Consider the following 26,051-nt stretch of genomic DNA (forward strand, 5'->3'; position numbering starts at 1 on the left):
GTTGAGCGGATCGCTACAATTTTAGCGACCGGCGGATTCGCACCGGATCGGCCGCTCCGGATGCATCGGACACCATGAAAAAAAGCCGCCCCCGAAATGGAGGCGGCTCGATTCAGGCGCGTTGCTGAATGCAACGTTACTGGCACAGATGCATCCGGCCGTCCTCGCCGCGGAATGTTGTGCCCGGCAGGCAGACGAAGCCGTTGCGCTCGGCGTAGCTGCGCATGTCGTAGTCGCCCTGGTAGCCGGCCTGGAACGGCGCGGTTGCGATCGCACCTGCAGCGCCGATCGCACCGCCGACCACGCCGGCGGCGACTTGACCCGGCCAGAACGCGTTGCTGTCGCGCCAATTGCGCTCCTGATAGCCCCGCTCCTGATAACCCTGGTGGCGATCGTAGAGCTGGCCCCGGGTGTGCGCCGGCTGCTGCGCGGAGGCGGCGGTCGTCACGGCGATGGCACCGGCGAACAACGCGGCGGCAAAGGTGGTCGGCTTCAGCATCTTTCGTCTCCCTCATTATGTCCGATGCCGACGCAACGAATGTCGGTGCGATAACGTTCCGGGAGCAGGGGGAGGCCGAGTCACAGCGGCGTGACAGTTCGCCGTCGAGAGGGGCTGTCGCCCGGGGGATTCGATGCAGGCACGGTGTATTGTGCCCGCGACAGGTTGCGGGCTTTCAGGATCTGCGACCGATGAAGTGAAAATGGCTCCCCGGGCCGGATTCGAACCAGCGACCAACCGGTTAACAGCCGGTTGCTCTACCACTGAGCTACCAGGGAACAAGCGAAGCTGGGCTTCGCGAGGCAGCGTATAACAAAGCCGTTCAACGTTGGAAAGCAGAAATCGGTCGATCGACACCGGCCGTTTCCGCCGCAACGCAGCGGCGAGCCGTTGTGACGGCGAGGGCTATGTAGGGGATGATTTGCGCCGCGTGAAGCCCCTTCTGCACCAAATCTGTTGAGTGCGGCGGCATGTTGCGTTTTTGGCGGCGTTGCATCATGGATGACGCGGGTTTCACGCAGGGGATCGAGGATGTTGGAATTCGAGCGCGCGCGGCAAAACATGGTCGACGGCCAAATCCGGCCCGCCAGCGTGACGGATTGGCGAATCATCGATGCGATGCGGGCGCTGCCTCGCGAGGCGTTCGTTCCCGAATCGAAACGCGAACTGGTGTATCTCGATCTCGATCTGGAGATCGAGGGCAGCGATGGCCGCAAGCATTTCCTCCTCAACCCGATCATGACCGCACGCCTGCTGCAGGCTGCCGAGATCGAGCGCGACGACCGCGTGCTCGTGGTCGGCTGCCCGACCGGCTATATCGCTGCGGTGGCGGCCAGGCTGGCGACCCGGGTCACCACCACGATCGACGATGAGGCGCTGGCGCAGCGCATCCGCTCGACGCTGCCGGCGCTCGGCCTCCCTCATGTCAGTGTCCGTGTCGCGGAAGCGGCGAAGGGTGATCTGCATAACGCGCCATTCGACGCGATTTTGTTGTGCGGCGCCACCGAGGTCGAGCCGACCATGCTGTACGAGCAGCTCAAGCTCGGCGGTCGGCTGGTCGGTGCGTTCGCCCAGGGCAAGCCGCAGCGGGTGACGACGGTCACGCGGTCCCATGGCGACTTCGGCGCTCGCGTTCTGTTCGACGCGCTGGTTCCGGTGTTGCCCGGACTGGAGCGCGCACCGGCCTTTGAATTCTGATCGGTCGGGAAAATTCTATCGAGGAATCATACCTGTGGCGCGAATGCCCCAGCTCGGAAGTTTCGTTGCAGTCCGAGGACGGGGGGTTTCTTCGGCCAATCCGGTGTCTTATGGTGAGGACGGACTTACCGGACAATGTTCGGCCATGCGCATGGCGTTCGGCCCCGGAGAGTCCGGTGTGGGGAAAAGTTCAGGATTGGATTGCCAGAATGGATGGGCTTAAGCGGATTTCCGGCCTTGCGGCTGCCGGCATCGTTCTGGCTTGCGTGTCGCAGACAGCAGCTCGCGCGGACACCATCGAAGGGGCGCTGATCCGCGCCTACCAGACCAATCCCCAGCTCAATGCGCAACGCGCCTCGGTGCGCGCCACGGACGAATCGGTTCCCCAAGCGTTGTCAGGCTACCGGCCGAAGGTGTCCGTTACCGCCAGCGGCGGTTATCAATATACCGACGTGATTTCGTCGGTGGGCGGCAATCAGTTTCATCTCAACGGCACGCAAATCCCGCGCTCGGTCGGCGTGACCGCGTCCCAGACGCTGTTCAACGGCAATCAGACTGGGAACCGTACCCGTGCGGCGGAGAGCCAGGTTTCCTCGGCACGCGAAGGCCTGCGTGTGCTGGAACAGTCGGTGCTGCTGTCGGCGGCCACCATCTACATGGATTACCTGCGCGACTCGGCGACACTGGAAGTGCAGCGGTCGAACGTGCGGGTTCTCGAGCAGACGCTGCGGCAGACCAACGACCGCTTCAACGTCGGCGAGGTGACCCGCACCGACGTGGCGCAGTCGCAGGCGCAGCTCGCTGCCGGCAACACCCAGCAGCTCGCCGCCGAATCCACCCTGACCACCACCCGGTCGAACTACCGCCGCATCATTGGCAACGAACCGGGCAATCTGGCGCCGGGCTCGCCGGTCGACCGCTATCTGCCGAGCACCTTGGCGCAGGCGATCAATCTGGCGCTGGTCGAGAACCCGAACGTCACCGCCGCGATGTACGGCATCGACGTCAGCTACCTGAACGTGAAGATCAACGAAGGTGCGCTGTTTCCGACCCTGACGCTGCAGGCGAGCGCGCAGCAGTCGTGGGAACCGTCGATCTCATCACCGCGGCAGTTCCTGGCTTCGGGTGTGGCGCAGCTCTCGATCCCGATCTACCAGGGCGGCGGCGAATACGCGCTGATCCGGCAGTCGAAGGAAACTCTGGCGCAGCAGCGTCTCAACCTCGAACAGGTGCGCGACCAGACCCGCGCCAGCGTGGTGCAGGCGTGGGGCCAGCTTCAGGCGGCCAAGGCACAGGTCTCGTCGGCACAGTCGCAGGTGAAGGCCTCGGAGATCGCGCTCAATGGCGTCCGCGAAGAAGCCCGCGCCGGCCAGCGTACCACGCTCGACGTGTTGAACGCGCAGCAGGCGCTGGTGAATGCCCGCGTCGCGCTGGTGACAGCCCAGCACGACCGTGTGGTCGCGTCCTATGCCGTACTGAATGCGATCGGCCGGCTGTCGCCGCAGGTGCTCGGCCTGAAGACCAACGTCTATGATCCCAGCGTGCACTATCATCAGGTGCGCGATAGCTGGGGCGGCGTTCGGACTCCCGACGGCCGCTGATTGCGGCCGCGGCTCGCGCACGGGACTTTGCCCGGGCGCGTTTGCTTGCAAACAACTAATCGGCTGCCTACCGTTGCTTGGATCGTCGTGACGATTCGAGTCGGATTCACGCTCGTGTTTCGCGGTGCTCGACGTCGTTGTGCGTCGGGCGGACCTCGGAGCGTCCCGTAGTTGAAGCTGGGGACAAGTCCTGCTTCCAACGCGAAACCCGGCGACGCCGATCGGGAACCGGTCTCTCCCGTAGAGCTTTGATGTTACAACGCCGGGAAGGGCGTGATGATGTGGAGTCGGAGATGACGCAGCCTGCAAAGGCGCAAGAGCCTTCCATGGAGGAGATTCTGGCGTCGATCCGTCGCATCATTGCCGATGACGAAGCCAAACCCGCGACCCCGGCACCTGCGCCGGCGGCCGTTGCCCCGAAGCCGGAGCCGCCCAAGCCGGCTCCCCCGCCGAGCAAGCCCGCGGTCATGACCCCACCTCCGTCTGCACCGAGCCCGGTGGCGCAAGCCGCGCCGCCCAAGCCCGCCGCCGCCCCGAAGCCGGCACCTCCGCCGATGCCTGCCGAGGCGGAGAGCAACAGCCAGGACGACATCGATGCGCTGCTGGCTGGCCTCGACGCCGACACCACCGAGGAAGAAGTCCGGCCTTCGCAACCAGACGGTGACGTGCTCGAACTGACCGACGAAATGGCGCTGCCGGAGCCCGAACCCGAGCCCGAACCGACTCCACCACCGCCGCCACCGTCTCCGGTTCAGAGGGCACCGATCGAGGACGACATCGAGTTTGCCGAAGCGGCGCCTAAGCCGCGCGCGCCCGAACCGGCCTACGAGCCACCGCCCGCCGCCGCCTGGAGCGAGGAGCCGCAGCAACCGATCCTGTCGCGCACCACCGCCGCTGCGGTGGAATCTGCGTTCAATTCGCTCGCCACCACTGTGCTCAGCAACAACGCCCGGACCCTCGAGGATCTGGTCAAGGAGATGCTGCGCCCGATGCTGAAGGCTTGGCTCGACGACAATCTGCCGACGCTGGTCGAGCGGATCGTCCGCCAGGAAATCGAGCGGGTCTCGCGCGGGCGCTGAGCCCGTTTGGCGGAGGCGCTGCCTCCGCCTGATCCAATGGACCGGCCTCCATTGTTGACTTGCGGCGCGCCGGAAGGTTTCTAGCGTCGTCCAACGAGCGCGTTCGCGGCCCGGCGACGCGCCTTTTTTGATTGCAGCGCCATGATCGAGAAAACCTACCAGCCAGCCGACATCGAGGCCCGCATTTCGCGCGCCTGGGAAGACGCGGAGGCCTTCAAGGCCGGCCGTCCGGATCGCTGCGACGCCGTCCCGTACTCGATCGTGATTCCGCCGCCGAACGTCACCGGCTCGTTGCACATGGGCCATGCGCTCAACAACACGCTGCAGGACATCCTGTGCCGGTTCGAGCGGATGCGCGGTCGCGACGTGCTGTGGCAGCCCGGCACCGACCACGCCGGCATCGCCACCCAGATGGTGGTCGAGCGCCAGCTGATGGAGCGCCAGGAGCCGAGCCGCCGCGACATGGGCCGCGCCAAGTTCCTGGACCGGGTCTGGCAATGGAAGGCCGAGAGCGGCGGCGTGATCGTCAACCAGCTCAAGCGGCTCGGCGCGTCGTGCGATTGGTCGCGCGAGCGCTTCACGATGGACGAGGGGCTGTCCCGCGCCGTCGCCAAGGTGTTCGTCGAGCTGCACCGCCAGGGCCTGATCTACAAGGACAAGCGGCTGGTCAATTGGGATCCGAAGCTGCTGACCGCGATCTCGGATCTGGAGGTCCAGCAGATCGAGGTGAAGGGCAGCCTCTGGCATCTGCGCTATCCGATCGAAGGCAAGACCTTCGATCCGGCCGATCCGTCGACCTTCATCGTGGTCGCGACCACGCGTCCAGAAACCATGCTGGGCGACAGCGCGGTTGCGGTGAATCCGGAAGACGAGCGCTATACGCATCTGATCGGCAAGCATGTCGTCCTGCCGCTGGTCGGCCGTCGGATTCCGATCGTGGCCGACGAGTACTCCGATCCCGAGAAGGGCTCGGGCGCGGTGAAGATCACGCCTGCCCACGACTTCAACGACTTCGAGGTCGGCAAGCGGCACCATCTGCCGCAGATCAACGTGCTCGACATCGAGGGCAAGATCTCGGTCGCCGACAACAGCGCCTATCTCGAAGGCCTGCCGGAAGGCGCCCGCGAATTCGCCGAGGAGATCGAGGGTACCGACCGTTTCGCCGCGCGCAAGATGATCGTGGCGCGGCTCGATGATTTCGGCTTCCTGGAGAAGATCGAGCCCAACGTCCACATGGTGCCGCATGGCGACCGGTCCGGCGTGGTGATCGAGCCGTTCCTCACCGACCAGTGGTACGTCGACGCCAAGACGCTGGCGCAGCCGGCGATTGCCGCGGTGCGCTCGGGCGAGACCAGCTTCGTTCCGAAGAACTGGGAGAAGACCTACTTCGAGTGGATGGAGAACATCCAGCCGTGGTGCATCTCACGCCAGCTTTGGTGGGGTCACCAGATCCCGGCGTGGTATGGCCCGGACGGCAAGGTGTTCGTCGCCGAGACCGAGGAAGAGGCGGTCGGCAACGCGCTCGGCTACTACGTCGAGCAGGAAGTGATCACGCCGGCGCAGGCCCACGACATGGCGGTCGATCCGGTCAAGCGCGAGGGCTTCATCACCCGCGACGAGGACGTGCTCGACACCTGGTTCTCCTCGGCACTGTGGCCGTTCTCGACGCTCGGCTGGCCGGACGAGACACCCGAGCTCGATCGCTACTACCCAACCGACGTGCTGGTCACCGGCTTCGACATCATCTTCTTCTGGGTCGCCCGGATGATGATGATGGGCCTGCACTTCATGGACGACGTGCCGTTCCCGACCGTCTACATCCACGCCCTCGTTCGCGACGAGAAGGGCGCCAAGATGTCGAAGTCGAAGGGCAACGTCATCGATCCGCTCAACCTGATCGACCAGTACGGCGCCGACGCCCTGCGTTTCACGCTGGCCGCGATGGCGGCGCAGGGCCGCGACATCAAGCTCGCGACCTCCCGCGTCGAAGGCTATCGCAACTTCGCCACCAAGCTCTGGAACGCCTGCCGCTTCGCCGAGATGAACGGCTGCGCGGCGCCGAAGGATTTCGATTTCACCGCGGCCAAGGACACGCTCAACCGCTGGATCGCGCACGAGACCGTGCGGGCGGTGCGCGAAGTCACCGAGGCGATCGAATCCTATCGCTTCAACGACGCCGCCGAAGCCGCGTATCGCTTCGTCTGGAACGTGTATTGCGATTGGTATCTCGAACTCGCCAAGCCGGTGCTGATGGGCGAGGACGGCGCCGCCAAGACCGAGACCCGTGCGATGGTGGCGTGGGCGCGCGACGAAATCCTGAAGATCCTGCATCCGTTCATGCCGTTCATCACCGAAGAGCTTTGGGCGGTGACGGCATCGCGCGACGGCTTGCTGGCGCTGGCGCCGTGGTCGCGCAAGACGGGGATGTCTGACGAAGAGATGTCGATGCTGGTCGCCTCGGCCGCGACCGACCCGATGGCCGGGCCGGCGATGCTGTCTATTCCCGAGCCGGAGACACCGGATTTCACCGACGATGCGGCCGAAGCCGAAATCGGCTGGGTGGTCGATCTCGTCACCGCGATCCGTTCGGTGCGCGCCGAGATGAACATCGTGCCGTCGACCCTGACGCCGCTGGTGCTGGCCGGCGCCTCTGCCGACACCAATGCGCGGGCGAGCCGCTGGAGCGACGTGATCAAGCGGCTGGCGCGGGTCGGCGAGATCTCGTTCGCGGACGCCGCCCCGCAAGGCGCCGTGCAGCTCCTGGTGCGCGGCGAGGTCGCGGCGCTGCCCTTGAAGGGCGTGGTGGATTTCGCCGCTGAGCAGGTGCGGCTCGAGAAGGAGCTCGGCAAGGCCGAAGCCGACATCAAGCGCGCCGAGGCGAAGCTGGCGAACGAGAAGTTCGTCGCCAATGCCGCCGAGGAAGTGGTCGAGGAAGAACGCGAGAAGCGCGAGGCCGCGCTCGCCCGCAAGGTCAAGATCCTCGAAGCGCTGCTGCGGCTGAAGAACGCGTCGTAGGCGCTTGTCTAAATCACAGCCGTCATCCTGAAGAGCTCGCGCAGCGAGCCCGAAGGATGATGCTTCGGTGACAGGCGACGCGACGTAGTGCGTTGCTGTTGATCCGCGCCAAGGACGCGTGTGATCCGCTTTGTGTAGCATCGGCGACCTCAATGGGAACGTTCCGATGCTCGCCTTTCTCAAGCTGCTGATTTCGTTCGCGCCGTGGTTGTCATTCCTGATCATCGCCCGCGACACGCTGTTGCGGGTGGAGATCGGCGTCGCACTGGCGCTGACCGTGGTGATGGGGGTGTTGAAGCTCCATCGCGGCATTATTCTGTGGGTCGGCGTGGTATTCTTTGGGGCCGCGACCATCGCGGTAATGGGCTTCCATGACACCTGGACGTTGCGCCATCTCGGCGTCCTGGCAAACGGCGCGCTGGCAGCCGGTGCCTGGCTGACGATTCTGCTCGGCAAGCCGTTCACGCTGGACTACGCTAGGGAGCACGTCGATCCGGCGGTCTGGAACGATCCGAAATTCATCCGCATCAACGTGCTGATGACCGGAATCTGGGCGACGGCTTTCACCATCAATGCGGTGCTGGCATTCGGCAAGATGGAGCAGGTCGCACTGCCCGAACTCGCCTACGAGCTGATCTCTTACGCGGTGCTGATCGGCACCGCGATGTTCACGGTCTGGTATCCCGAACATCTGCGGCGGGCGCGGGCGGCGGCAAGCTGAGGCCGTAGCGCTGCGCCGCAAACAAACGTCACCCTCCGCGAAAGCGGAGGGCCCAGTATCCCAGAGCGCCCGTTACTTAGCCGCAGCGCTCTGCAATACTGGGTCGCCCGGACAAGCCGGGCGATGACCGGTTTTGTTGAGGGCCAGCTTCGATCAAATTGATCGCGGAAACGGCTTGCTCAAGAACCGAGATCCCGCCATCCCATAGCGCCACGGATAGTCGGCCGCCTTTGTGATGCCGATGCGCGGGCCGGTGGTGATCTCCGGCGTGGTGATCCGGCGATGGATCGCGAACGGTGCGGCATCGAGCGGCAGACCGTTGTGGACGATGGTGATGCCGAGCGCCTGCGCGAGCTTACCAGGGCCGGAGCACAGGCTGCGGTCGTCGTCGAGGCCGCGGCGGACCCGCATTTCCGTCAGACCGTGGGTCGGCTCGAGCGCGCGGATCAGCACCGCACTGGCGGAGCCTTCCGGTTCGCAGACGACATTGACGCACCAATGGATGCCGTAGGAGCGATAGACGTAGGCGAAGCCCGGCGGGCCGAACATCACCTGGTTGCGCGGTGTCGGCCCGCCATAGGAATGCGCCGCCGGATCTGTGTGGTGATAGGCCTCGACCTCGACGATGACGCCGCCGGCGCCGCGGAACAGCAGCGTCGCGCCGATAAGCTCGGGCGCGACCTCGTGGACGCTGCGAGCAAAGAAGCGGCGCGCCAGCAGCGGGCCGAGGGCGGGATGTGTTCCGTCCGAAGAGCGGTTCGGAACGCGGGACTTGGTCATCGGAGAGGTTCGCTCGGGCGCGGCCGGCGCGGGGCGCAATGCGTTCAATTCGAGCATTATTCCAAGGGATAACGGCCTGCAAGCGGCGTGGGTTGCGGGACGGGGGCGGCCGGATTAGGTAGGGTTCTCGCGCAAACCCAGGCAGCTCATGGTCGTTCTCGTCGATACGGTGTCCGCCAACCCCGTCCGCCCCCGGCATCCGGAGAAGGCGGCGCGGCCCGACGCGCTGTCGCCGAAGAAGCCGGACTGGATCCGGGTGCGTGCGCCGACCACGCGCGGCTATGGCGAGACCCGCGGCATCGTCAAGGAGAACGGCCTGCACACCGTGTGCGAGGAGGCCGGCTGTCCGAACATCGGCGAGTGCTGGGACAAGAAGCACGCCACCTTCATGATCATGGGCGACACCTGCACCCGGGCCTGCGCGTTCTGCAACGTCAAGACCGGGATGCCCGGTGCGCTCGAGCCGAACGAGCCGGCCTACGTCGCCGAGGCGACGCGGAAGCTCGGGTTGCAGCATCTGGTGATCACCTCGGTAGATCGCGACGATCTGGCCGACGGCGGTGCGGCGCACTTTGCCGCGACGATCCGCGCGTTGCGCGAAGCTTGCCCGACCACGACGATCGAAATCCTGACGCCGGATTTCCTGCGCAAGGATGGCGCGCTGGAAGTCGTGGTCGCCGCCAAGCCGGACGTGTTCAACCACAATCTCGAAACCGTGCCGTCGCGCTATTTGTCGGTGCGGCCGGGCGCGCGTTACTTCCATTCGATCCGGCTGCTGCAGCGGGTGAAGGAACTCGATCCCAGCATCTTCACCAAGTCCGGCATTATGGTCGGCCTCGGCGAGGAGCGCCACGAGGTGCTGCAGGTGATGGACGATTTGCGGTCGGCGGAGGTCGATTTCCTCACCATCGGCCAGTATCTGCAGCCGACCCGCAAGCACCACGCGGTGATGCGCTACGTCACGCCGGCCGAGTTCGCCGGCTATCAGACCACTGCCTACGCCAAGGGCTTCCTGATGGTGTCGGCGAGCCCGATGACGCGCTCGTCGCATCACGCCGGCGACGACTTCGCCAAGCTCAAGGCGGCGCGCGCGGCGCGAGCCCGCTAACAGTCCAAGACCTGAAGTCCGAGACGATGCCGCAGTTTTCCAACAGGCGCAGAGTGCCCCACAGTGCCCAGCAGATGTTCGACCTCGTCGCCGACGTCGAGCGCTATCCGCAATTCGTGCCGCTGTGCAAGGCGCTGAAGATCCGCGAGCGCAATCAGCAGCCGGACGGCACCGAGGTGGTGATCGCCGACATGACGGTGTCGTTCAAGCTGGTGCAGGAGACCTTCACCAGCCGCGTCACCCTCGACCGCGCCAATCTGAAGATCCTGGTCGAATATCTGAAAGGCCCGTTCTCCAATCTGGAGAATCGCTGGACCTTCGCTGCCAAGACCGAGCGCGCCTGCGAGGTCGGCTTCTTCATCGCCTACGAATTCAAGAGCCGGATGCTCGCCACGCTGATGGGCGCGATGTTCGACACCGCGTTCCACCGCTTCGCCGAAGCGTTCGAAACCCGTGCCGACCAGATCTACGGCACGGGCCCGAAGCTGTCGCGGGTGTAGTTAGTTTCGCTATCGCCAGAAACTGGAGTCCGCCGTCATTGCGAGGAGCTCAGCGACGAAGCAATACAGCTCGATGCACGGAGCTGGATTGCTTCGCTTCGCTCGCGATGCCGGCGAGGCTGAATACTTGAATATCCACACACTTGGCCCTCCGCTTTCGCGGAGGGTGACGGCGATGATCGGGCCGCGCCGTGCTTCATGCCGGCCTGACGAATTGCATCGCCGCTAAGTCTTCTTCGGCTTCACCGGCCGCTTCGGCTGCGGGCGCTTGGCGGCGACGCGGCGGGGGGAGCGGGCGACGCGTTTGTGCACGCCGGTTGCCACTTCGCGTTTGGCCTTGGTCGGCGGCTTCGGGCCGCGGGCGAGTTCCAGCAGCATCCGCAGCGCTTCCACCACCGAACGCTGGCGGACGTTGCTGCGGCCGATCGCGCCAAAACGCTGCTCGCGGTGCGAGATCCGGCCGTCGCGCGCCGCGACGGCGAAATGCACCAGGCCGACCGGCTTGCCGGGCGTTGCGCCGCCGGGGCCGGCGATCCCCGTTATCGAGACCGCGAGATCGACGTCGGCATTCTCCAGCGCGCCGACCGCCATCGCGATCGCGGTTTCCTTGCTGACGGCGCCGAAGGTGGTGAGCGTGGCGTTCTCCACGCCGAGCAGATCATGCTTGGCGGCGTTGGAATAGGTGACGAAGCCGCGGTCGATCACGTCGGACGAGCCGGGGATGTCGGTCAGTGCGCCGGCGACCAGACCGCCGGTGCAGGACTCGGCGGTTGCGATCATCAGCTTCCGCGAACGGCAGAGGTCGAGCAACGAGCGGGCGAGGGCGCGGGCGTCGCTGCTGCTCATCGTCAGCCGGCCAGTCCGTCGGCGCCCCAGGGCAGCCGGATGGTGGCGGATGCAGTCGCCGCGATGCCTTCCTCACGGCCGGTGAAGCCGAGCTTCTCGCTGGTGGTAGCCTTCACCGCGACGCGCGACACCGGCACGCCGGTGATCTCGGCGATCCGTTGACGCATCGCGTCGCGCAGCGGGCCGATCTTCGGCCTCTCGCAGATCATCGTCACTTCGAGATTGGCGACGCGGCCGCCACGCGCGGTGACGCGGTCGATCGCGTATTTGAGGAACTTGTCGGAAGCCGCGCCCTTCCACTGCGGGTCGGTCGGCGGGAAGTGCGAGCCGATGTCACCATCCGCCAGCGCGCCGAGGATGGCGTCGACCAGCGCATGCAGGCCGACGTCGCCGTCCGAATGCGCCAGGAAACTGCGGGTGTGCGGCACCTTCAGGCCGCACAGCCAGACGTGGTCGCCTTCGCCGAACGCATGCACGTCGTAGCCGGTGCCGGTGCGGATATCGCCCAGGGCGGCCATCAGCCGGCTTTCCTCGCGCGCGAAATCTTCCGGGGTGGTCATCTTCATGTTGTTAGCATCGCCCTCGAAGGTCGACACCGTCAATCCCGCCCATTCGGCGAGGGCGGCGTCGTCGGTGAATTCGTCGCGGCCGTCCTGGGCAGCGCGGCGGTGGGCATCGAGGATGACGTCGAATCGGAACGCCTGCGGCGTCTGGGCGATCCGCAAGGTCGCGCGGTCCGGCGTCGCGTCGACCGCCCCAGCGGCATCGACCTGCTTGATCGTGTCGGTCACCGGAACCACCGGCAGCGCCGCGCCGGTGGCGCCGGCGGCGGCAATCGCGCGGGAGATCAGCCCCGGGGTGACGAAGCAGCGCGCCGCATCGTGAATCAGCACGATGTCCGGCTTCAGCTCGGCCAGAGCTTCCAGGCCGGCGCGCACCGAGCCCTGTCGGGTCGCGCCGCCGCCGACCGCAGGACGGAAATTCAGGCCGGCCACCGCCGCGTTGAACATCTCGGTGTCGTCGGGATTGGTCACCGGCTGCACCGCCATCACCTCGGGATGGGTGCAGAACGGCTCCATCGCCCGGGCGATCACCGGCCGGCCGGCAAGGGTGCGGTATTGCTTGGGGCCGCCAGCGCCTGCGCGCAGGCCGCGCCCGGCGGCGACGATGATAGCAGCAGTGCGGAGCGGGTTCGACATCTGATCAATTGATACGGAATTGGGACAGCCGGCGCTGGTGGCGCCGGCGCACAGCCCTTACCATGCCGGGGTTGAAAAGCAGCATGATTCCGTCATCGCAGCCGCCGCCCGGGGACAATTGCTGCAACGCACTTGCATGTCTGATATGATTGGCTAAACTGTAGGCAATGATCTACGATGCTCAAACATTGAGCGAAGTCGAGCGTGCAACCGCGCTGGCTATAGAATGAGCAAACCGTGACTGGATCCACTGTATCAGGTTCGCCGCCTTTGAGGATTGGCAATATTGCGGTGGCCCGTCCGGTACTTCTGGCGCCGATGACAGGCATTACCGACGCGCCGTTCCGGCGGCAAGTCGCGGAACTCGGCGCTGGACTGGTGGTCTCGGAGATGACCGCCAGCGAGGATCTGGTGGCCGGTCGGCGGATGTCGGTGCGGCGCTGCGACAAGGTCGGGCAGGGGCCGCACGTCGTCCAGCTCGCCGGTTGCGAGGCACGGTGGATGGCGGAGGGGGCCCGGATTGCGGAAGCCGGCGGCGCCGACATCATCGACATCAATATGGGCTGCCCGGCGCGGCACGTCACCGGCGGTCTGTCCGGCTCGGCCCTGATGCGGGATCTCGATCACGCGCTGACGCTGATCGAAGCGACGATCGGCGCGGTCCGGGTGCCGGTGACGCTGAAGATGCGGCTCGGCTGGGATGATCGCTCGCGCAACGCGCCGGAGCTGGCGCGGCGTGCGCAGGACGCCGGAGTGCAGCTCGTCACGGTGCATGGCCGCACCCGGCAGCAGTTCTACAAGGGCGAAGCCGATTGGGGCGCGGTGCGCGCCGTCCGGGACGCGATCTCGATTCCGCTGGTGGTCAACGGCGATATCACCTGTCACGCCACCGCGCTTGAAGCGCTGCAGCGGTCGGGCGCCGACGCGGTGATGATCGGGCGCGGCGCCCAGGGGCGGCCCTGGCTGCCGGGGCAGGTCGGCCGCCAGCTCACCACCGGTCAGGCCGGGGCGGAGCCGCCGCTCGCGGCGCAGCGCGATTACTTACGCACGCTCTACGACGACATTCTGGCGCTGTACGGCGTCAGGATCGGACTGCGTCACGCGCGCAAGCATCTCGGCTGGTCGCTCGAGGTCGCCGCCGCCAGCGCCGGTGCCCCGCCGGCGATTCTGAAACATTGGCGCGCTGCGATCCTGACCGAAGAGAATCCGGCCCGCGTGCATCGCGCGCTCGCCGACGCCTACGATGATTTCGCCTGGAGGGCCGCCGCATGAACGCCATCGTCGAACCGCGCCGGGCTCAGCCGACCGACAGCGATGCGATCCTCAATGCGTTGCCGAATCCGGTGCTGCTGGTCGGTCCCGACGGCAAGATCGTCGATGCCAACATGTCGGCGGAATCTTTCTTCGAGATTTCCGCCCAATTGCTGCGGCGGCAGTCGCTGACCGACCTGGTGCCGTTCGGCAGCCCGCTGCTGGCGCTGATCGAGCAGGTCCGGATCGGACATTCGCCGGTCAACGAATACAAGGTCGATCTCGGCACGCCCCGGATCGGCGCGGACCGCCAGGTCGACCTTCACGTCGCTCCGCTCAACGAGCGTCCCGGCCACATCGTGGTGATGCTTCAGGAGCGCACCATCGCCGACAAGATGGATCGCCAGCTCACGCACCGCAGCGCCGCGCGCTCGGTGATCGCGCTGGCGGCGATGCTGGCGCACGAGATCAAGAACCCGCTGTCCGGGATTCGCGGCGCTGCGCAACTGCTCGAGCAGCAGGCTTCCGCCGAAGACCGGATGCTGACCCGGCTGATCTGCGACGAAGCCGACCGCATCGTCACCCTGGTCGACCGCATGGAAGTGTTCGGCGACGATCGGCCGGTCGCGCGCGGGCCGGTCAACATTCATTCGGTACTGGATCACGTCAAGCGGCTGGCGCAGTCCGGCTTCGCCCGCAACATCAAATTCGTCGAGGACTACGACCCGTCGCTGCCGCCGGTGCTGGCCAATCAGGATCAACTGATTCAGGTGTTCTTGAACCTGGTGAAGAACGCAGCCGAGGCCGTGGTCGATCTCGGCTCCGACGGCGAGATTCAGCTCACCACCGCGTTCCGCCCCGGCGTCCGGCTGTCGGTGCCGGGCAAGAAGACGCGGGTGTCGCTGCCGCTCGAATTCTGTGTGCGGGACAACGGTCCCGGCGTTCCCGAAGATCTGCTGCCGAACCTGTTCGATCCGTTCGTCACCACCAAGCCGTCGGGCTCCGGCCTCGGCCTGGCGCTGGTGGCGAAGATCGTCGGCGATCACGGCGGCATCATCGAGTGTGAATCGCAGCCGCGCAAAACCACCTTCCGGGTGTTGATGCCGATGTTCAACACCGCCATGGCCCTACAATCCACGAACGGCGAGGACGCGCCGGCGTCGTCCGATGCCTCACAGACTGCAAGATGAGGACTCCCAATGCCTGCAGGTAGTATTCTCGTCGCGGACGACGACACCGCCATCCGCACGGTGCTCAATCAAGCGCTGTCGCGCGCCGGCTACGAAGTGCGGCTGACCGGCAACGCCGCGACGCTGTGGCGCTGGGTCAGTCAGGGCGAGGGCGATCTGGTGATCACCGACGTGGTGATGCCGGACGAGAACGCATTCGATCTGTTGCCGCGGATCAAGAAGCTGCGGCCGAACCTGCCGGTCATCGTGATGAGCGCGCAGAACACCTTCATGACGGCGATCCGCGCCTCGGAAAAAGGCGCGTACGAATATCTGCCGAAGCCGTTCGATCTGAAGGAACTGATCGCGATCGTCGGCCGCGCGCTGGCCGAGCCGAAGGAGCGCATCACCAGCGCCAACGACGAGGGCGAGTTCGACTCGATCCCGCTGGTCGGCCGTTCGCCGGCGATGCAGGAAATCTACCGGGTGCTGGCGCGGCTGATGCAGACCGACCTGACGGTGATGATCACCGGCGAGTCCGGCACCGGCAAGGAATTGGTCTCGCGGGCGCTGCACGACTACGGCAAGCGCCGCAACGGTCCGTTCGTCGCGGTCAACATGGCGGCGATTCCGCGCGACCTGATCGAGTCGGAATTGTTCGGTCACGAGCGCGGTGCCTTCACCGGCGCCAACACCCGCGCCTCCGGGCGGTTCGAACAGGCCGAGGGCGGCACGCTGTTTCTCGACGAAATCGGCGACATGCCGATGGAAGCGCAGACCCGGTTGCTGCGGGTGCTGCAGCAGGGCGAATACACCACCGTCGGCGGACGCACACCGATCAAGACCGACGTCCGGATCGTTGCGGCCTCCAACAAGGATCTGCGGGTTCTGATTCAGCAGGGCCTGTTCCGGGAAGACCTGTTCTTCCGCCTCAACGTGGTGCCGCTGCGGCTGCCGCCGCTGCGCGAGCACATCGAGGATCTGCCGGATCTGGTTCGGCATTTCTTCGCGCTTGCCGAGAAGGACGGCCTGCCGGCCAAAAAGCTCGATGCCGCCGCATTGGAGCGGATGAAGCAGCACCGCTGGCCGGGCAACGTCCGCGAACTGGAAAATCTCGCCCGCCGTCTGGCGGCGCTGTATCCCCAGGAGGTGATCACCGCCTCGGTGATCGACGGCGAATTGGCGCCGCCGCCGGTGGTGGCGGGCGGCAGCGCGCCCCACACCGTCGACAATCTGGGCGGCGCGGTCGAGATGTACCTGTCATCGCACTTTTCGGGCTTCCCGAACGGCGTGCCGCCGCCCGGCCTCTACCACCGGGTGCTGCGCGAGATCGAGGTGCCGCTGCTCACCGCCGCGCTGGCTGCGACTCGCGGCAACCAGATCCGCGCCGCGGACCTGCTGGGCCTCAACCGCAACACTCTGCGCAAGAAGATCCGCGATCTCGACATTCAGGTCTATCGGACCGGCGGCTGAGACGCCGAGACAAGGTTTTCGGCTGTGGACCGCGTACTCGCCCGAGGTGGCTCGGGCGAAGCGCCGCGATATTGTCGCAATTGAGCAACATTGTTGTACGAATGCATCACACGGTTCCGCCCGCGCGGCGGCAGCCGAACGCATCAATTGACTTATTGCCGGAATGACCAGCGCAGAGACGTCGGCCCCACTTGTTGACGACACGTCGATTGCCGAGCCTCGGCTGCGCACCTGGCGCAAGCTGCTGGCGCCGATGGCAGTCGGCGTCGCGTTGTTCTCGGCCTTCCTGACCTTTGTCGTCCTCACCGGACTGACCCCGATCGCCCCGACCCGTGAGGTCGTAGTCAGCTTCCTGCTGATCAATGCCGTCACCATCCTGCTGCTGCTCGCGATCATTGCTCGCGAAGTCTGGAAGGTGATCCAAGCTCGCAGGCGCGGGCGGGCGGCGTCGCGGCTGCACGTTCAGATCGTCAGCCTGTTCTCGGTGATCGCAGTTCTGCCGGCGGTGCTGGTGTCGATCGTCGCCAACGTCACGCTCGACCGCGGCCTCGACCGGCTGTTCTCCGGCCCGACCCGGGCGGTGATCCAGAATTCGCTGATCGTCGCCAATGCCTATCTGCACGAGCACGGCCAGTTGATCCGCGGCGACATTCTCGGCATGGCCAACGACATCTCGCACGCCCGGGCGCTGTTCGACCTCGACCGCAAGTCGTTCCGCGAATTCCTCACCAACGACGCCGCCACCCGTAATCTGCCGGGCGCGATGCTGATCGACAAGGATCGCAACATCCTGGAAGCGGCGCAGAACGGCATCCGCCGCGACTTCGACGTGCCGGCGCCCGAATTCCTGAAGAACGTCGACGATACCGAGCCGCAGATCGCGGTGTTCATCGAAGCCAACTACGTCGCCGCGGTGATCCGGCTGAAGGGTTTCGAAGACACCTTCCTGTACGTCGCGCGCTTCCTCGATCCGCACGTGGTGGCGCAGTTGCGCCAGACTCAGGCCAGCGTCGCCGAATATTCCGAACTCGAGGCGCGGCGGCTCGGCGTCCAGGTCGCGTTCGCTCTGATGTTCACCGTGATCGCACTCACCGTGCTGATGTCGGCGGTGCTGATCGGGCTGAATTTCGCCAACTGGCTGGTGGCGCCGATCCGGCGCCTGATGGGCGCGGCGCATCTGGTCTCGACCGGCGATCTGCACGTCCAGGTGCCGGTGTCGAAATCCGAGGGCGACCTGTCGCAGCTCGGCATGACCTTCAACAAGATGACTCAGGAGTTGCGCACCCAGCGCGACGATCTGGTCAGCGCCAGCGAGCTGATCGACAGCCGCCGCCGTTTCATCGAGGCGGTGTTGTCGTCGGCCAGCGCCGGCATCATCGGCGTCGACGGCTCCCTGAGCATCGGCATTCTCAATCGCTCGGCCGAGAAGCTGATCGGTCACGCCGAGGCCGAGGCGCTCGGACATCCCTTATCGGAGATCATCCCCGAGCTGGACGAGATCATGGCGAGTGCGCGCGAGGGATCGCAGCGTCTGGTGCAGGGCCAGATCACCATCACCCGCGACGGCCGCGAACGGATCCTCAACGTTCGCGTCACCGCCGAACAGACCGGCCACACCAGCGACAGCTACATCATCACGCTCGACGACATCACCGAACTGGTGTCGGCGCAGCGCACCTCGGCCTGGGGCGACGTCGCCCGCCGGATCGCCCACGAGATCAAGAATCCGCTGACGCCGATCCAGCTCTCTGCGGAGCGTATCAAGCGAAAGTTCGGCAAGGTCATCGTCGAGGACAAGAGTATCTTCGAGCAATGCACCGACACCATCGTCCGCCAGGTCGACGATATCCGGCGGATGGTCGACGAGTTCTCACGGTTTGCGCGGATGCCGAAGCCGGTGATCGAAGGCGAGGACGTCGGCGATACGGTGCGGCAGGTGGTGTTCCTGATGCGGGTCGGTCATCCCGATGTGGACATCGATACCGAAATCAAGGGCGAACCGCTGCATGCGCGGTTCGACCGCCGCCTGATCTCGCAGGCCCTGACCAACATCATCAAGAACGCCACCGAGGCGATCGAAGCGGTGCCGGAAGACGAGCTCGGCAAGGGCAAGATCGAAGTGGTGGCGGCCCGAGACGGCGACGACGTCGTCATCGACATCATCGACAACGGCATTGGTCTGCCCAAAGAAAGCCGCTCGCGGCTGCTCGAACCCTACGTCACCACCCGCGAGAAGGGCACCGGCCTCGGCCTGGCGATCGTCGGACGGGTGTTGGTCGACCACGGTGGGGGCATCGAACTCAATGACGCATCCCATGTCCGTCCGGGCCAGCGCGGTGCGTGGATGCGCCTTCGATTTGCGATGTCGGGTCAGCCGGCGGCGCCTCCGGGCTCGGGTGAACCAAAACAGCAGGCCGACAACGAACCAAGGATAGCGGCTGCCAGCGGCAGCTAAAGCGACAGGCGCGACCATGGCGAATGACATTCTGATCGTCGACGATGAAGCGGACATCCGTGATCTCGTCGCCGGTATTCTCGAGGACGAAGGCTTTTCCACCCGCACCGCGCGCGACAGTGATTCGGCTCTCGCCGAGATCGCCAACCGGCGGCCGAACCTGATTTTCCTCGACATCTGGCTGCAGGGCAGCAAGCTCGACGGTCTGCAATTGCTGGAGCAGATCAAGAAGGATCACACCGACGTCCCGGTGGTGATGATCTCCGGCCACGGCAACATCGAAACCGCGGTCGCTGCGATCAAACGCGGCGCTTACGACTTCATCGAGAAGCCGTTCAAGTCCGACCGGCTGATTCTGGTGGCGACGCGGGCGCTGGAGACCTCGCGGCTGAAGCGCGAAGTGCGTGAATTGAAACAGCTCGCGCCGTCGGCATCGACCCTGGTCGGCCGCTCTGCCTGCATCAACCAGCTTCGTCAGACGATCGAGCGTGCCGCCAAGGCCAACAGCCGAATCCTGATCGTCGGCCCGTCCGGCGCCGGCAAGGAGCTCGCGGCGCGGACGCTGCACAATTCGTCGTCGCGCGCCGAGGGTCCGTTCGTGGTGATCAATGCCGCGGCGATCACCCCGGAGAAAATGGAAATCGAGCTGTTCGGCGTCGAGGCCAACGGCGAGCATTCGCGCAAGGCGGGCGCGCTGGAAGAAGCGCACGGCGGCACGCTGTTCATCGATGAAATCGCCGACATGCCGCGCGAGACCCAGAACAAGATTCTCCGCGTCCTGGTCGAGCAGACCTTCCAGCGCTGCGGCGGCACCACCCGGGTCAATGTCGACGTCCGCATCATCTCGTCGACCGCGCGCAACCTCGAAGAAGAGATCGTCGCCGGAAGGTTCCGCGAAGACCTGTATCACCGGCTGTCGGTGGTGCCGATCCGGGTGCCGCCGCTGTCGGAGCGGCGCGACGACATTCCGGAACTGATCGAGTACTTCATGGAGCAGATCTCGGCGGCGACCGGGCTGCCGCGCCGGCAGATCGGCCAGGACGCGATGGCGGTGCTGCAGTCGCATGTCTGGCCCGGCAATGTCCGCCAGCTCCGCAATAACGTCGAGCGCCTGATGATTCTGGCCGGCGGCGGACCGGATGCGGTGATCACCGCCGACATGCTGCCGCAGGATGTCGGCTCGATGGTGCCGACGATGCCGACCGGCAACAATGGCGAGCACATCATGGGTCTGCCGCTCCGCGAGGCCCGAGAGGCGTTCGAGCGCGATTATCTGATCGCGCAGATCAGCCGGTTCTCCGGCAACATCTCGCGCACCGCCGAGTTCGTCGGCATGGAGCGCTCGGCGCTGCACCGCAAGCTCAAGGCGCTCGGCGTCGGCTGAGCCTTTCTTCAATTCTCATCTCAGACCTGGATCCAATCGATGTCGCGCATCGCCTATGTCAACGGCCGTTATCTCGACATGCGCGAGGCGAGCGTGAACATCGAGGACCGCGGCTATCAGTTCGCCGACGGCGTCTATGAAGTCTCCGAAGTGCGTGACGGCAAACTGATCGACATGCCGCGACACTTGGCGCGGCTGCAGCGCTCGCTCGGCGAATTGCGGATCAGAGAGCCGATGCCGCTTTCCGCGCTGTCGGTGGTGATGCATGAAGTGGTGCGACGCAACCGGGTGAACCACGGCATCGTCTATCTGCAGGTCAGCCGCGGCGTGGCCCGGCGTGATCACGGCTTTCCGGCCGCCTCGGTGAAGCCCGCGGTGGTGGTGACCGCACGCAGCATCGATCCGGCCAAAGGGCAGGCCAACGCCGCCCGCGGCATCAAGGTGATCACGCTGCCGGAAAACCGCTGGCCGCGGGTCGATATCAAGTCGACGGCGCTGTTGCCGAACGTGCTCGCCAAGCAGGCGGCGCGCGAGGCGGGCGCCTATGAAGCCTGGTACGTCGACGGCGACGGCTTCGTCACCGAAGGCGCGTCGAGCAACGCCTGGATCGTCACCAAAGAGGGGCGGGTGGTGACCCGCTCGGCAGACAGCGGCATTCTTGCCGGCATCACCCGTGCCGTGCTGATCGACGCGCTCGAAGCGCTTCAGGTGCGTCTGGAAGAGCGGCCGTTCACGCCGGCCGAAGCGGCCGCAGCCGCAGAGGCGTTCGTCACCGCGTCCAGTCAGATCGTGATGCCGGTGGTGGCGATCGACGGACAGCCGATCGGTGACGGCAACCCCGGCGCATTGGCCAAACGTCTAAGAGAGCAGTTTCACCGTTTTGCGGTGTTTTCCTGAGCTTTGCGGATCGGGGCGTAGGCCGTCCGGGTTTTAGTTGCTTGCTTAAAAGCCATGCCTACCCTCTAATCGGATCGTCGGCTTCTGGAGGGGGATCTCGGAGGAGTCGGCAACCGGGGTGAAGCTCCGACAGAGAGCGCTCACCGGCAAGAAAAGACAAAACCAATTGCGGGATAAAAAATGGCGGCAGACCGCGCACAAAACCTTCAAGACACTTTCCTCAACCACGTACGCAAGACGAAGACTCCCCTGACGATCTTCCTGGTCAACGGGGTGAAGTTGCAGGGTATTGTCACCTGGTTCGATAATTTTTGCCTTTTGTTGCGGCGCGACGGTCATTCGCAGCTCGTCTACAAGCACGCGATCTCGACGATCATGCCGGGGGCGCCGATCCAGTTGTTCGAAAGCGGCGAGGACTCGCCAGCTTGAGGCGGGTCTGATTGGAACCCCGTGGCATTGACAGCGGCTCCGATCGTCCGCGATCGGGGCAGGGCGGAGAGACCGGACGGGTGATCGTCGTAGGTCCGTATCTACGTGCGCGCCGGGGCGATCCCGACGCGGCGGAGACGGCTGTCCGCGACAATGACGCGCGCCTCGACGAAGCCGCGGGCCTCGCCCGCGCCATCGACCTCGAAGTGGTCGAGGCGGTGCTCACCCCGATCAGCCAGATCCGTCCGGCGACTTATCTCGGCAAGGGCAAGGTCGAGGACATCGTCGGCCTGATCGCTGCGCACGGCGCAGACCTCGTGGTGATGGATTGCGCGCTGTCGCCGATCCAGCAGCGCAACCTGGAGAAGGCCTGGAACGCCAAGGTGCTCGACCGCACCGGTCTGATCCTGGAGATCTTCGGCCGCCGCGCCAAGACTCGCGAAGGCACGCTGCAGGTCGAACTGGCGCATCTCAATTATCAGCGCTCGCGCCTGGTGCGATCCTGGACCCACCTCGAGCGCCAGCGCGGCGGCTTTGGATTCATGGGCGGTCCGGGCGAAACCCAGATCGAAGCCGACCGCCGGCTGATCGGCGAGCGTATCACCAAGCTCGAAGCCGAGCTGAAGAAGGTGCAGGCGACGCGCCGGCTGCATCGCGCCGGGCGGCAGCGCGTGCCGTATCGCGTGGTGGCGCTGGTCGGCTACACCAATGCCGGCAAGTCGACGCTGTTCAACCGGTTGACGCGCGCCGACGTCCAGGCCGCCGACATGCTGTTCGCAACGCTCGACCCGACGCTGCGCGCGATCCAGTTGCCGCATGGCGGCAAGGCGATGCTGTCCGACACCGTCGGCTTCATCTCCAATCTGCCGACACAGCTCGTCGCCGCATTCCGCGCGACGCTGGAAGAGGTGCTGGAAGCCGACCTGATCCTGCACGTCCGCGACATCAGCCACGAAGACGCCGAGGCGCAGCAGAGCGATGTCGACAATGTGCTGCGCCAGCTCGGCGTCGATGCTGCGAGTGGACGTATTCTCGAAGTCTGGAACAAGATCGACCGGTTCGAGCCGGAGCAGCGCGACGAGCTGAAGAACATCGCGGCGCGCCGGCCCGAGGATCATCCGTGCCTGCTGGTCTCGGCTGTCAGCGGCGAGGGCGTCGATGACCTTCTGCTGGCGATCGAGCAGCGTCTGGCGGCCACCCGTACCGTGCTCGATCTGTCGGTCGACGCCGCCGACGGCGCCGGCGTGAGCTGGCTGCATCGCAACGCCGAGGTGCTGGCCAAGGATCTCGTCGACGGCCGCTACGTCATGACGGTGCGGGTCGAGGACAACAAACGCGACATCGTGGTCGAGCGCTTCGGGGCGGTGCCGCGACCCGATTGAGGGCGCGAATCGGCTCTTTCCGAGCGCGCCGCCGTCGCCGATTCCGGCGCCCCGGCGAACGGCGTTTCGAGCGCGCCGGAAACATCCCGTAAGTGTTTGGGAATACGAATAGAAAAACCTTCGGAAACGGCGCCCGAAAGGGTGGTTTGCAACACCCCAATACGTTATACGAATCCGATCAGATTCTGACCGGAATTCACCCTTGTCCGACAAAGACGACGAGAAGCCCGGGGAGCCGCTGGCGCCCTCGGATATTCGCCCCGTATCCATTCTCGACGAGATGAAGCGCAGCTATCTCGATTACGCGATGAGCGTGATCGTGGCGCGGGCGCTGCCGGATGCGCGCGACGGGTTGAAGCCGGTGCATCGCCGCATCCTCTACGGCATGTACGAGAACGGCTTCGAATGGAACAAGCCGTATCGCAAGTCGGCCCGCACCGTCGGCGACGTCATCGGTAAGTATCACCCGCACGGCGACCAGTCGGTGTACGACGCGCTGGTCCGCATGGCGCAGGACTTCTCGATGCGGGTGCCGCTGATCGACGGTCAGGGCAATTTCGGCTCGGTCGACGGCGATATGCCGGCGGCGATGCGATACACCGAATCCCGTCTGACCAAGATCGCGCAGACGCTGCTCGACGACATCGACAAGGACACCGTCGACTTCCAGCCGAACTACGACAATTCGGAACGGGAGCCGCAGGTTCTTCCTGCCAAGTTCCCGAACCTTCTGGTCAACGGAGCCGGCGGCATCGCGGTCGGCATGGCGACCAACATCCCGCCGCACAATCTCGGCGAGGTGATCGACGCCTGTGTCGCGCTGATCGACGACCCGGCGCTGACGATCGACGATCTCAACAAGATCGTGCCGGGGCCGGACTTCCCGACCGGCGGCATCATTCTCGGCCGCGCCGGCATTCGCGCCGCCTATCAGACCGGCCGCGGCTCGATCGTGATGCGCGGCAAGGTCGAGATCGAGACCGTTCGCAAGGACCGCGAAGCGATCATCGTCAGTGAAATTCCGTACCAGGTGAACAAGGCGACGATGGTCGAGCGCATCGCCGAACTGGTGCGCGAGAAGAAGATCGAAGGTATCAGCGATCTGCGCGACGAGAGCGATCGCGACGGTTTCCGCGTGGTGATCGAGCTGCGCCGCGACGCGGTGCCGGAAGTGGTGCTCAACCAGCTCTACAAGTTCACGCCGCTGCAGACCAATTTCGGCGCCAACATGGTGGCGCTGGAAGGCGGCCGGCCGCAGCTGATGAACCTGAAGGATCTGCTGCAGGTCTTCGTCGCGTTCCGCGAGCAGGTCGTCACCCGCCGCACCAAATTCCTGCTCAACAAGGCGCGCGACCGCGCCCACATCCTGGTCGGCCTCGCGATCGCGGTGGCGAATATCGACGAGATCATTCGCGTGATCCGTCATTCGCCCGATCCGAACACGGCGCGCGAGACCCTGATGTCGCGCGACTGGCCGGCGGCCGACGTCGCGGCGATGATCACGCTGATCGACGATCCGCGCCACAAGCTCAATCCGGACGGCACCGCGCGGCTGTCGTTCGAGCAGGCCAAAGCCATCCTCGATCTGCGACTGCAGCGCCTGACCGCGCTGGGACGCGAAGAAATTTCCGACGAACTCGACAAGCTCGCGGTGGAAATCGCCGACTATCTGGAGATCCTGCGCTCGCGCGCCCGGGTGCAGACGATCGTCAAGGACGAGCTCGGCGAGGTCAGGGCCGAATTCGCGACGCCGCGCCGGACCGTGATCGTCGAGCAGGAAGGCGAGGTCGAAGACGAAGACCTGATCCAGCGCGAGGACATGGTGGTGACCGTGTCGCACGCCGGCTACGTCAAGCGGGTGCCGCTGTCGACCTACCGGGCGCAGCGCCGCGGAGGCAAGGGCCGCTCCGGCATGGCGACCCGCGAGGAGGATTTCGTCTCGCGGCTGTTCGTCGCCTCGACCCACACGCCGGTGCTGTTCTTCTCGTCGCGCGGCCAGGTCTACAAGGAGAAGGTCTGGCGGCTGCCGCTGGCGCCGCCGAACGGCCGCGGCAAGGCGCTGATCAACATCCTGCCGCTGGAGCAGGGCGAGCGCATCACCACGATCATGCCGCTGCCGGAGGACGAAGCCTCGTGGAGCGAACTCGACGTGATGTTCGCCACCACCGGCGGCAATGTCCGCCGCAACAAGCTGTCGGACTTCGTCGATGTCCGCCGCTCCGGCATCATCGCGATGAAGCTCGACGACGGCGAGGCGATCGTCGACGTCCAGATCTGCACCGAGCGCGACGACGTGCTGCTGACCGCCGCCGGTGGCCAGTGCATCCGCTTCCCTGTGCCCGATGTGCGCGTGTTCAGCGGCCGCACCTCGATGGGCGTGCGCGGCATCGCGCTGTCGTCCGGCGACAAGGTGATCTCGCTCAGCATCCTGCGCCACTTCGAGGCGACGCCGGCGGAACGCTCGACCTATCTGAAGCAGTCCGGCGCGATCCGCCGCGCCGCGACCGGCGAGGAGAGCGAGCCGATCGAGATGCCGGAGGCCGAAGCCGAGGAGGGCGATACGTCCGCGGCGCTGTCGCAGGAGCGCTACGCCGAGATGTCGGCGTCCGAGCAGTTCGTGCTGACGATCTCGGAGAACGGCTACGGCAAGCGGACCTCGTCGTTCGAGTACCGCACCACCGGGCGCGGCGGCAAAGGCATCGTGGCGATGTCGGTCAACGGCCGCAACGGCAAGCTGGTGGCGTCGTTCCCGGTGGAGGATTCCGACCAGATCATGCTGGTCACCGACAACGGCCAGCTGATCCGCTGTCCGGTCGAAGGCATCCGCGTCGCCGGCCGCTCCACCCAGGGCGTGATCGTGTTCAACACCGCCGACGACGAGAAGGTGGTGTCGGTCGAGCGCATCCCGGAGACCGACGACGGCGACAACGGCAACGGCGGCTAAAGCCGCCGCTCAAGTAGAGGCGGCGGTTCCGTTCGCCGCCTCGGCGCCACTCTGGGCGCATCAGCAAGCTTGACGATCGCCGGAATCGAAAGACCCCCGAGGGGGCAACTCGGGGGTCTTCG

General features: G+C 65.6%; 20 protein-coding genes and 1 tRNA gene. 16 read left to right on the forward strand and 5 right to left on the reverse strand.

Annotated elements, in window-relative coordinates; genetic code table 11:
- Positions 1 to 136: 136 nt before the first annotated feature.
- Positions 137 to 499: a hypothetical protein gene (locus FLL57_RS08420; RefSeq protein WP_013502591.1), complete on the reverse strand. Its 363-nt coding sequence runs from the start codon at positions 497 to 499 to the stop codon at positions 137 to 139.
- A 203-nt stretch (positions 500 to 702) separates the two neighbouring features.
- Positions 703 to 777: transfer RNA gene (locus FLL57_RS08425), tRNA-Asn, on the reverse strand.
- A gap of 253 nt (positions 778 to 1,030) precedes the next feature.
- On the opposite strand from FLL57_RS08425, the gene FLL57_RS08430 reads away from it, so the two are divergent.
- From FLL57_RS08430 to FLL57_RS08450, 5 genes are all read left to right on the forward strand, one after another.
- Entirely contained in the window at positions 1,031 to 1,696 is a 666-nt protein-coding gene (locus tag FLL57_RS08430) for a protein-L-isoaspartate O-methyltransferase family protein (RefSeq protein ID WP_013502590.1), read from the forward strand.
- A 209-nt stretch (positions 1,697 to 1,905) separates the two neighbouring features.
- Positions 1,906 to 3,297, forward strand: a complete 1,392-nt coding sequence (locus tag FLL57_RS08435) for a TolC family outer membrane protein (RefSeq protein ID WP_013502589.1) — start codon at positions 1,906 to 1,908, stop codon at positions 3,295 to 3,297.
- Between the two features lie 293 nt (positions 3,298 to 3,590).
- Positions 3,591 to 4,376 (forward strand): PopZ family protein, encoded by a 786-nt coding sequence (locus tag FLL57_RS08440; protein ID WP_041807865.1) that lies wholly within the window; start codon positions 3,591 to 3,593, stop codon positions 4,374 to 4,376.
- Positions 4,377 to 4,517: 141 nt separating this feature from the next.
- Complete coding sequence (locus FLL57_RS08445; RefSeq protein WP_142882657.1) at positions 4,518 to 7,391, forward strand: valine--tRNA ligase; 2,874 nt, start codon at positions 4,518 to 4,520, stop codon at positions 7,389 to 7,391.
- Between the two features lie 166 nt (positions 7,392 to 7,557).
- Positions 7,558 to 8,112 carry a hypothetical protein gene (locus FLL57_RS08450; RefSeq protein WP_142882658.1) on the forward strand — a complete coding sequence of 185 codons (555 nt, stop codon included), beginning with the start codon at positions 7,558 to 7,560 and terminating at the stop codon, positions 8,110 to 8,112.
- A gap of 153 nt (positions 8,113 to 8,265) precedes the next feature.
- Here the strand turns inward: FLL57_RS08450 and FLL57_RS08455 are convergent, their stop codons facing one another.
- Positions 8,266 to 8,892, reverse strand: coding sequence for a DNA-3-methyladenine glycosylase (locus FLL57_RS08455; protein ID WP_185966202.1), 627 nt, complete (start codon positions 8,890 to 8,892; stop codon positions 8,266 to 8,268).
- A 148-nt stretch (positions 8,893 to 9,040) separates the two neighbouring features.
- Between FLL57_RS08455 and lipA the strand changes: the two genes are divergently transcribed.
- Both lipA and FLL57_RS08465 read left to right on the forward strand, forming a co-directional pair.
- Entirely contained in the window at positions 9,041 to 10,000 is a 960-nt protein-coding gene (lipA, locus tag FLL57_RS08460; protein ID WP_142882659.1) for a lipoyl synthase, read from the forward strand.
- A 26-nt stretch (positions 10,001 to 10,026) separates the two neighbouring features.
- A complete protein-coding gene (locus FLL57_RS08465; RefSeq protein WP_013502583.1) occupies positions 10,027 to 10,500 on the forward strand; it encodes a type II toxin-antitoxin system RatA family toxin in 474 nt (157 codons plus the stop codon).
- Positions 10,501 to 10,725: 225 nt separating this feature from the next.
- Here FLL57_RS08465 and FLL57_RS08470 read toward each other — a convergent pair whose 3' ends face one another.
- Together FLL57_RS08470 and FLL57_RS08475 are read right to left on the reverse strand one after the other, a co-directional pair.
- Positions 10,726 to 11,346 carry a CinA family protein gene (locus FLL57_RS08470; RefSeq protein ID WP_013502582.1) on the reverse strand — a complete coding sequence of 207 codons (621 nt, stop codon included), beginning with the start codon at positions 11,344 to 11,346 and terminating at the stop codon, positions 10,726 to 10,728.
- Between the two features lie 2 nt (positions 11,347 to 11,348).
- Complete coding sequence (locus tag FLL57_RS08475; protein ID WP_142882660.1) at positions 11,349 to 12,545, reverse strand: bifunctional 2-C-methyl-D-erythritol 4-phosphate cytidylyltransferase/2-C-methyl-D-erythritol 2,4-cyclodiphosphate synthase; 1,197 nt, start codon at positions 12,543 to 12,545, stop codon at positions 11,349 to 11,351.
- Positions 12,546 to 12,815: 270 nt separating this feature from the next.
- Between FLL57_RS08475 and dusB the strand changes: the two genes are divergently transcribed.
- The 9 genes from dusB to gyrA all read left to right on the forward strand — a co-directional run bounded on the left by dusB (position 12,816) and on the right by gyrA (position 25,929).
- A complete protein-coding gene (gene dusB, locus FLL57_RS08480) occupies positions 12,816 to 13,817 on the forward strand; it encodes a tRNA dihydrouridine synthase DusB (protein WP_142882661.1) in 1,002 nt (333 codons plus the stop codon).
- Complete coding sequence (locus tag FLL57_RS08485) at positions 13,814 to 14,986, forward strand: two-component system sensor histidine kinase NtrB (RefSeq protein ID WP_013502579.1); 1,173 nt, start codon at positions 13,814 to 13,816, stop codon at positions 14,984 to 14,986. Before dusB ends, FLL57_RS08485 begins: the two co-directional genes overlap by 4 nt.
- Before the next feature lie 9 nt (positions 14,987 to 14,995).
- Positions 14,996 to 16,438 carry a nitrogen regulation protein NR(I) gene (gene ntrC, locus FLL57_RS08490; RefSeq protein WP_013502578.1) on the forward strand — a complete coding sequence of 481 codons (1,443 nt, stop codon included), beginning with the start codon at positions 14,996 to 14,998 and terminating at the stop codon, positions 16,436 to 16,438.
- Positions 16,439 to 16,601: 163 nt separating this feature from the next.
- Positions 16,602 to 18,893 carry a sensor histidine kinase NtrY-like gene (locus tag FLL57_RS08495; RefSeq protein ID WP_142882662.1) on the forward strand — a complete coding sequence of 764 codons (2,292 nt, stop codon included), beginning with the start codon at positions 16,602 to 16,604 and terminating at the stop codon, positions 18,891 to 18,893.
- Positions 18,894 to 18,909: 16 nt separating this feature from the next.
- On the forward strand, positions 18,910 to 20,277 hold the full coding sequence (locus tag FLL57_RS08500) for a sigma-54-dependent transcriptional regulator (protein WP_047308556.1): 1,368 nt from the start codon (positions 18,910 to 18,912) through the stop codon (positions 20,275 to 20,277).
- Between the two features lie 39 nt (positions 20,278 to 20,316).
- Positions 20,317 to 21,174: a D-amino-acid transaminase gene (locus tag FLL57_RS08505; protein ID WP_142882663.1), complete on the forward strand. Its 858-nt coding sequence runs from the start codon at positions 20,317 to 20,319 to the stop codon at positions 21,172 to 21,174.
- Positions 21,175 to 21,354: 180 nt separating this feature from the next.
- Positions 21,355 to 21,603 carry an RNA chaperone Hfq gene (gene hfq / locus FLL57_RS08510; RefSeq protein WP_011158147.1) on the forward strand — a complete coding sequence of 83 codons (249 nt, stop codon included), beginning with the start codon at positions 21,355 to 21,357 and terminating at the stop codon, positions 21,601 to 21,603.
- Between the two features lie 11 nt (positions 21,604 to 21,614).
- The gene (gene hflX, locus FLL57_RS08515) at positions 21,615 to 22,985 is read left to right on the forward strand and encodes a GTPase HflX (RefSeq protein ID WP_142882664.1); all 1,371 of its coding nucleotides are present in this window, start codon (positions 21,615 to 21,617) and stop codon (positions 22,983 to 22,985) included.
- A 202-nt stretch (positions 22,986 to 23,187) separates the two neighbouring features.
- The gene (gyrA, locus tag FLL57_RS08520; RefSeq protein ID WP_142882665.1) at positions 23,188 to 25,929 is read left to right on the forward strand and encodes a DNA gyrase subunit A; all 2,742 of its coding nucleotides are present in this window, start codon (positions 23,188 to 23,190) and stop codon (positions 25,927 to 25,929) included.
- Positions 25,930 to 26,051: the final 122 nt, after the last annotated feature.

This window comes from Rhodopseudomonas palustris, assembly GCF_007005445.1.
GTDB lineage: Bacteria > Pseudomonadota > Alphaproteobacteria > Rhizobiales > Xanthobacteraceae > Rhodopseudomonas > Rhodopseudomonas palustris_G.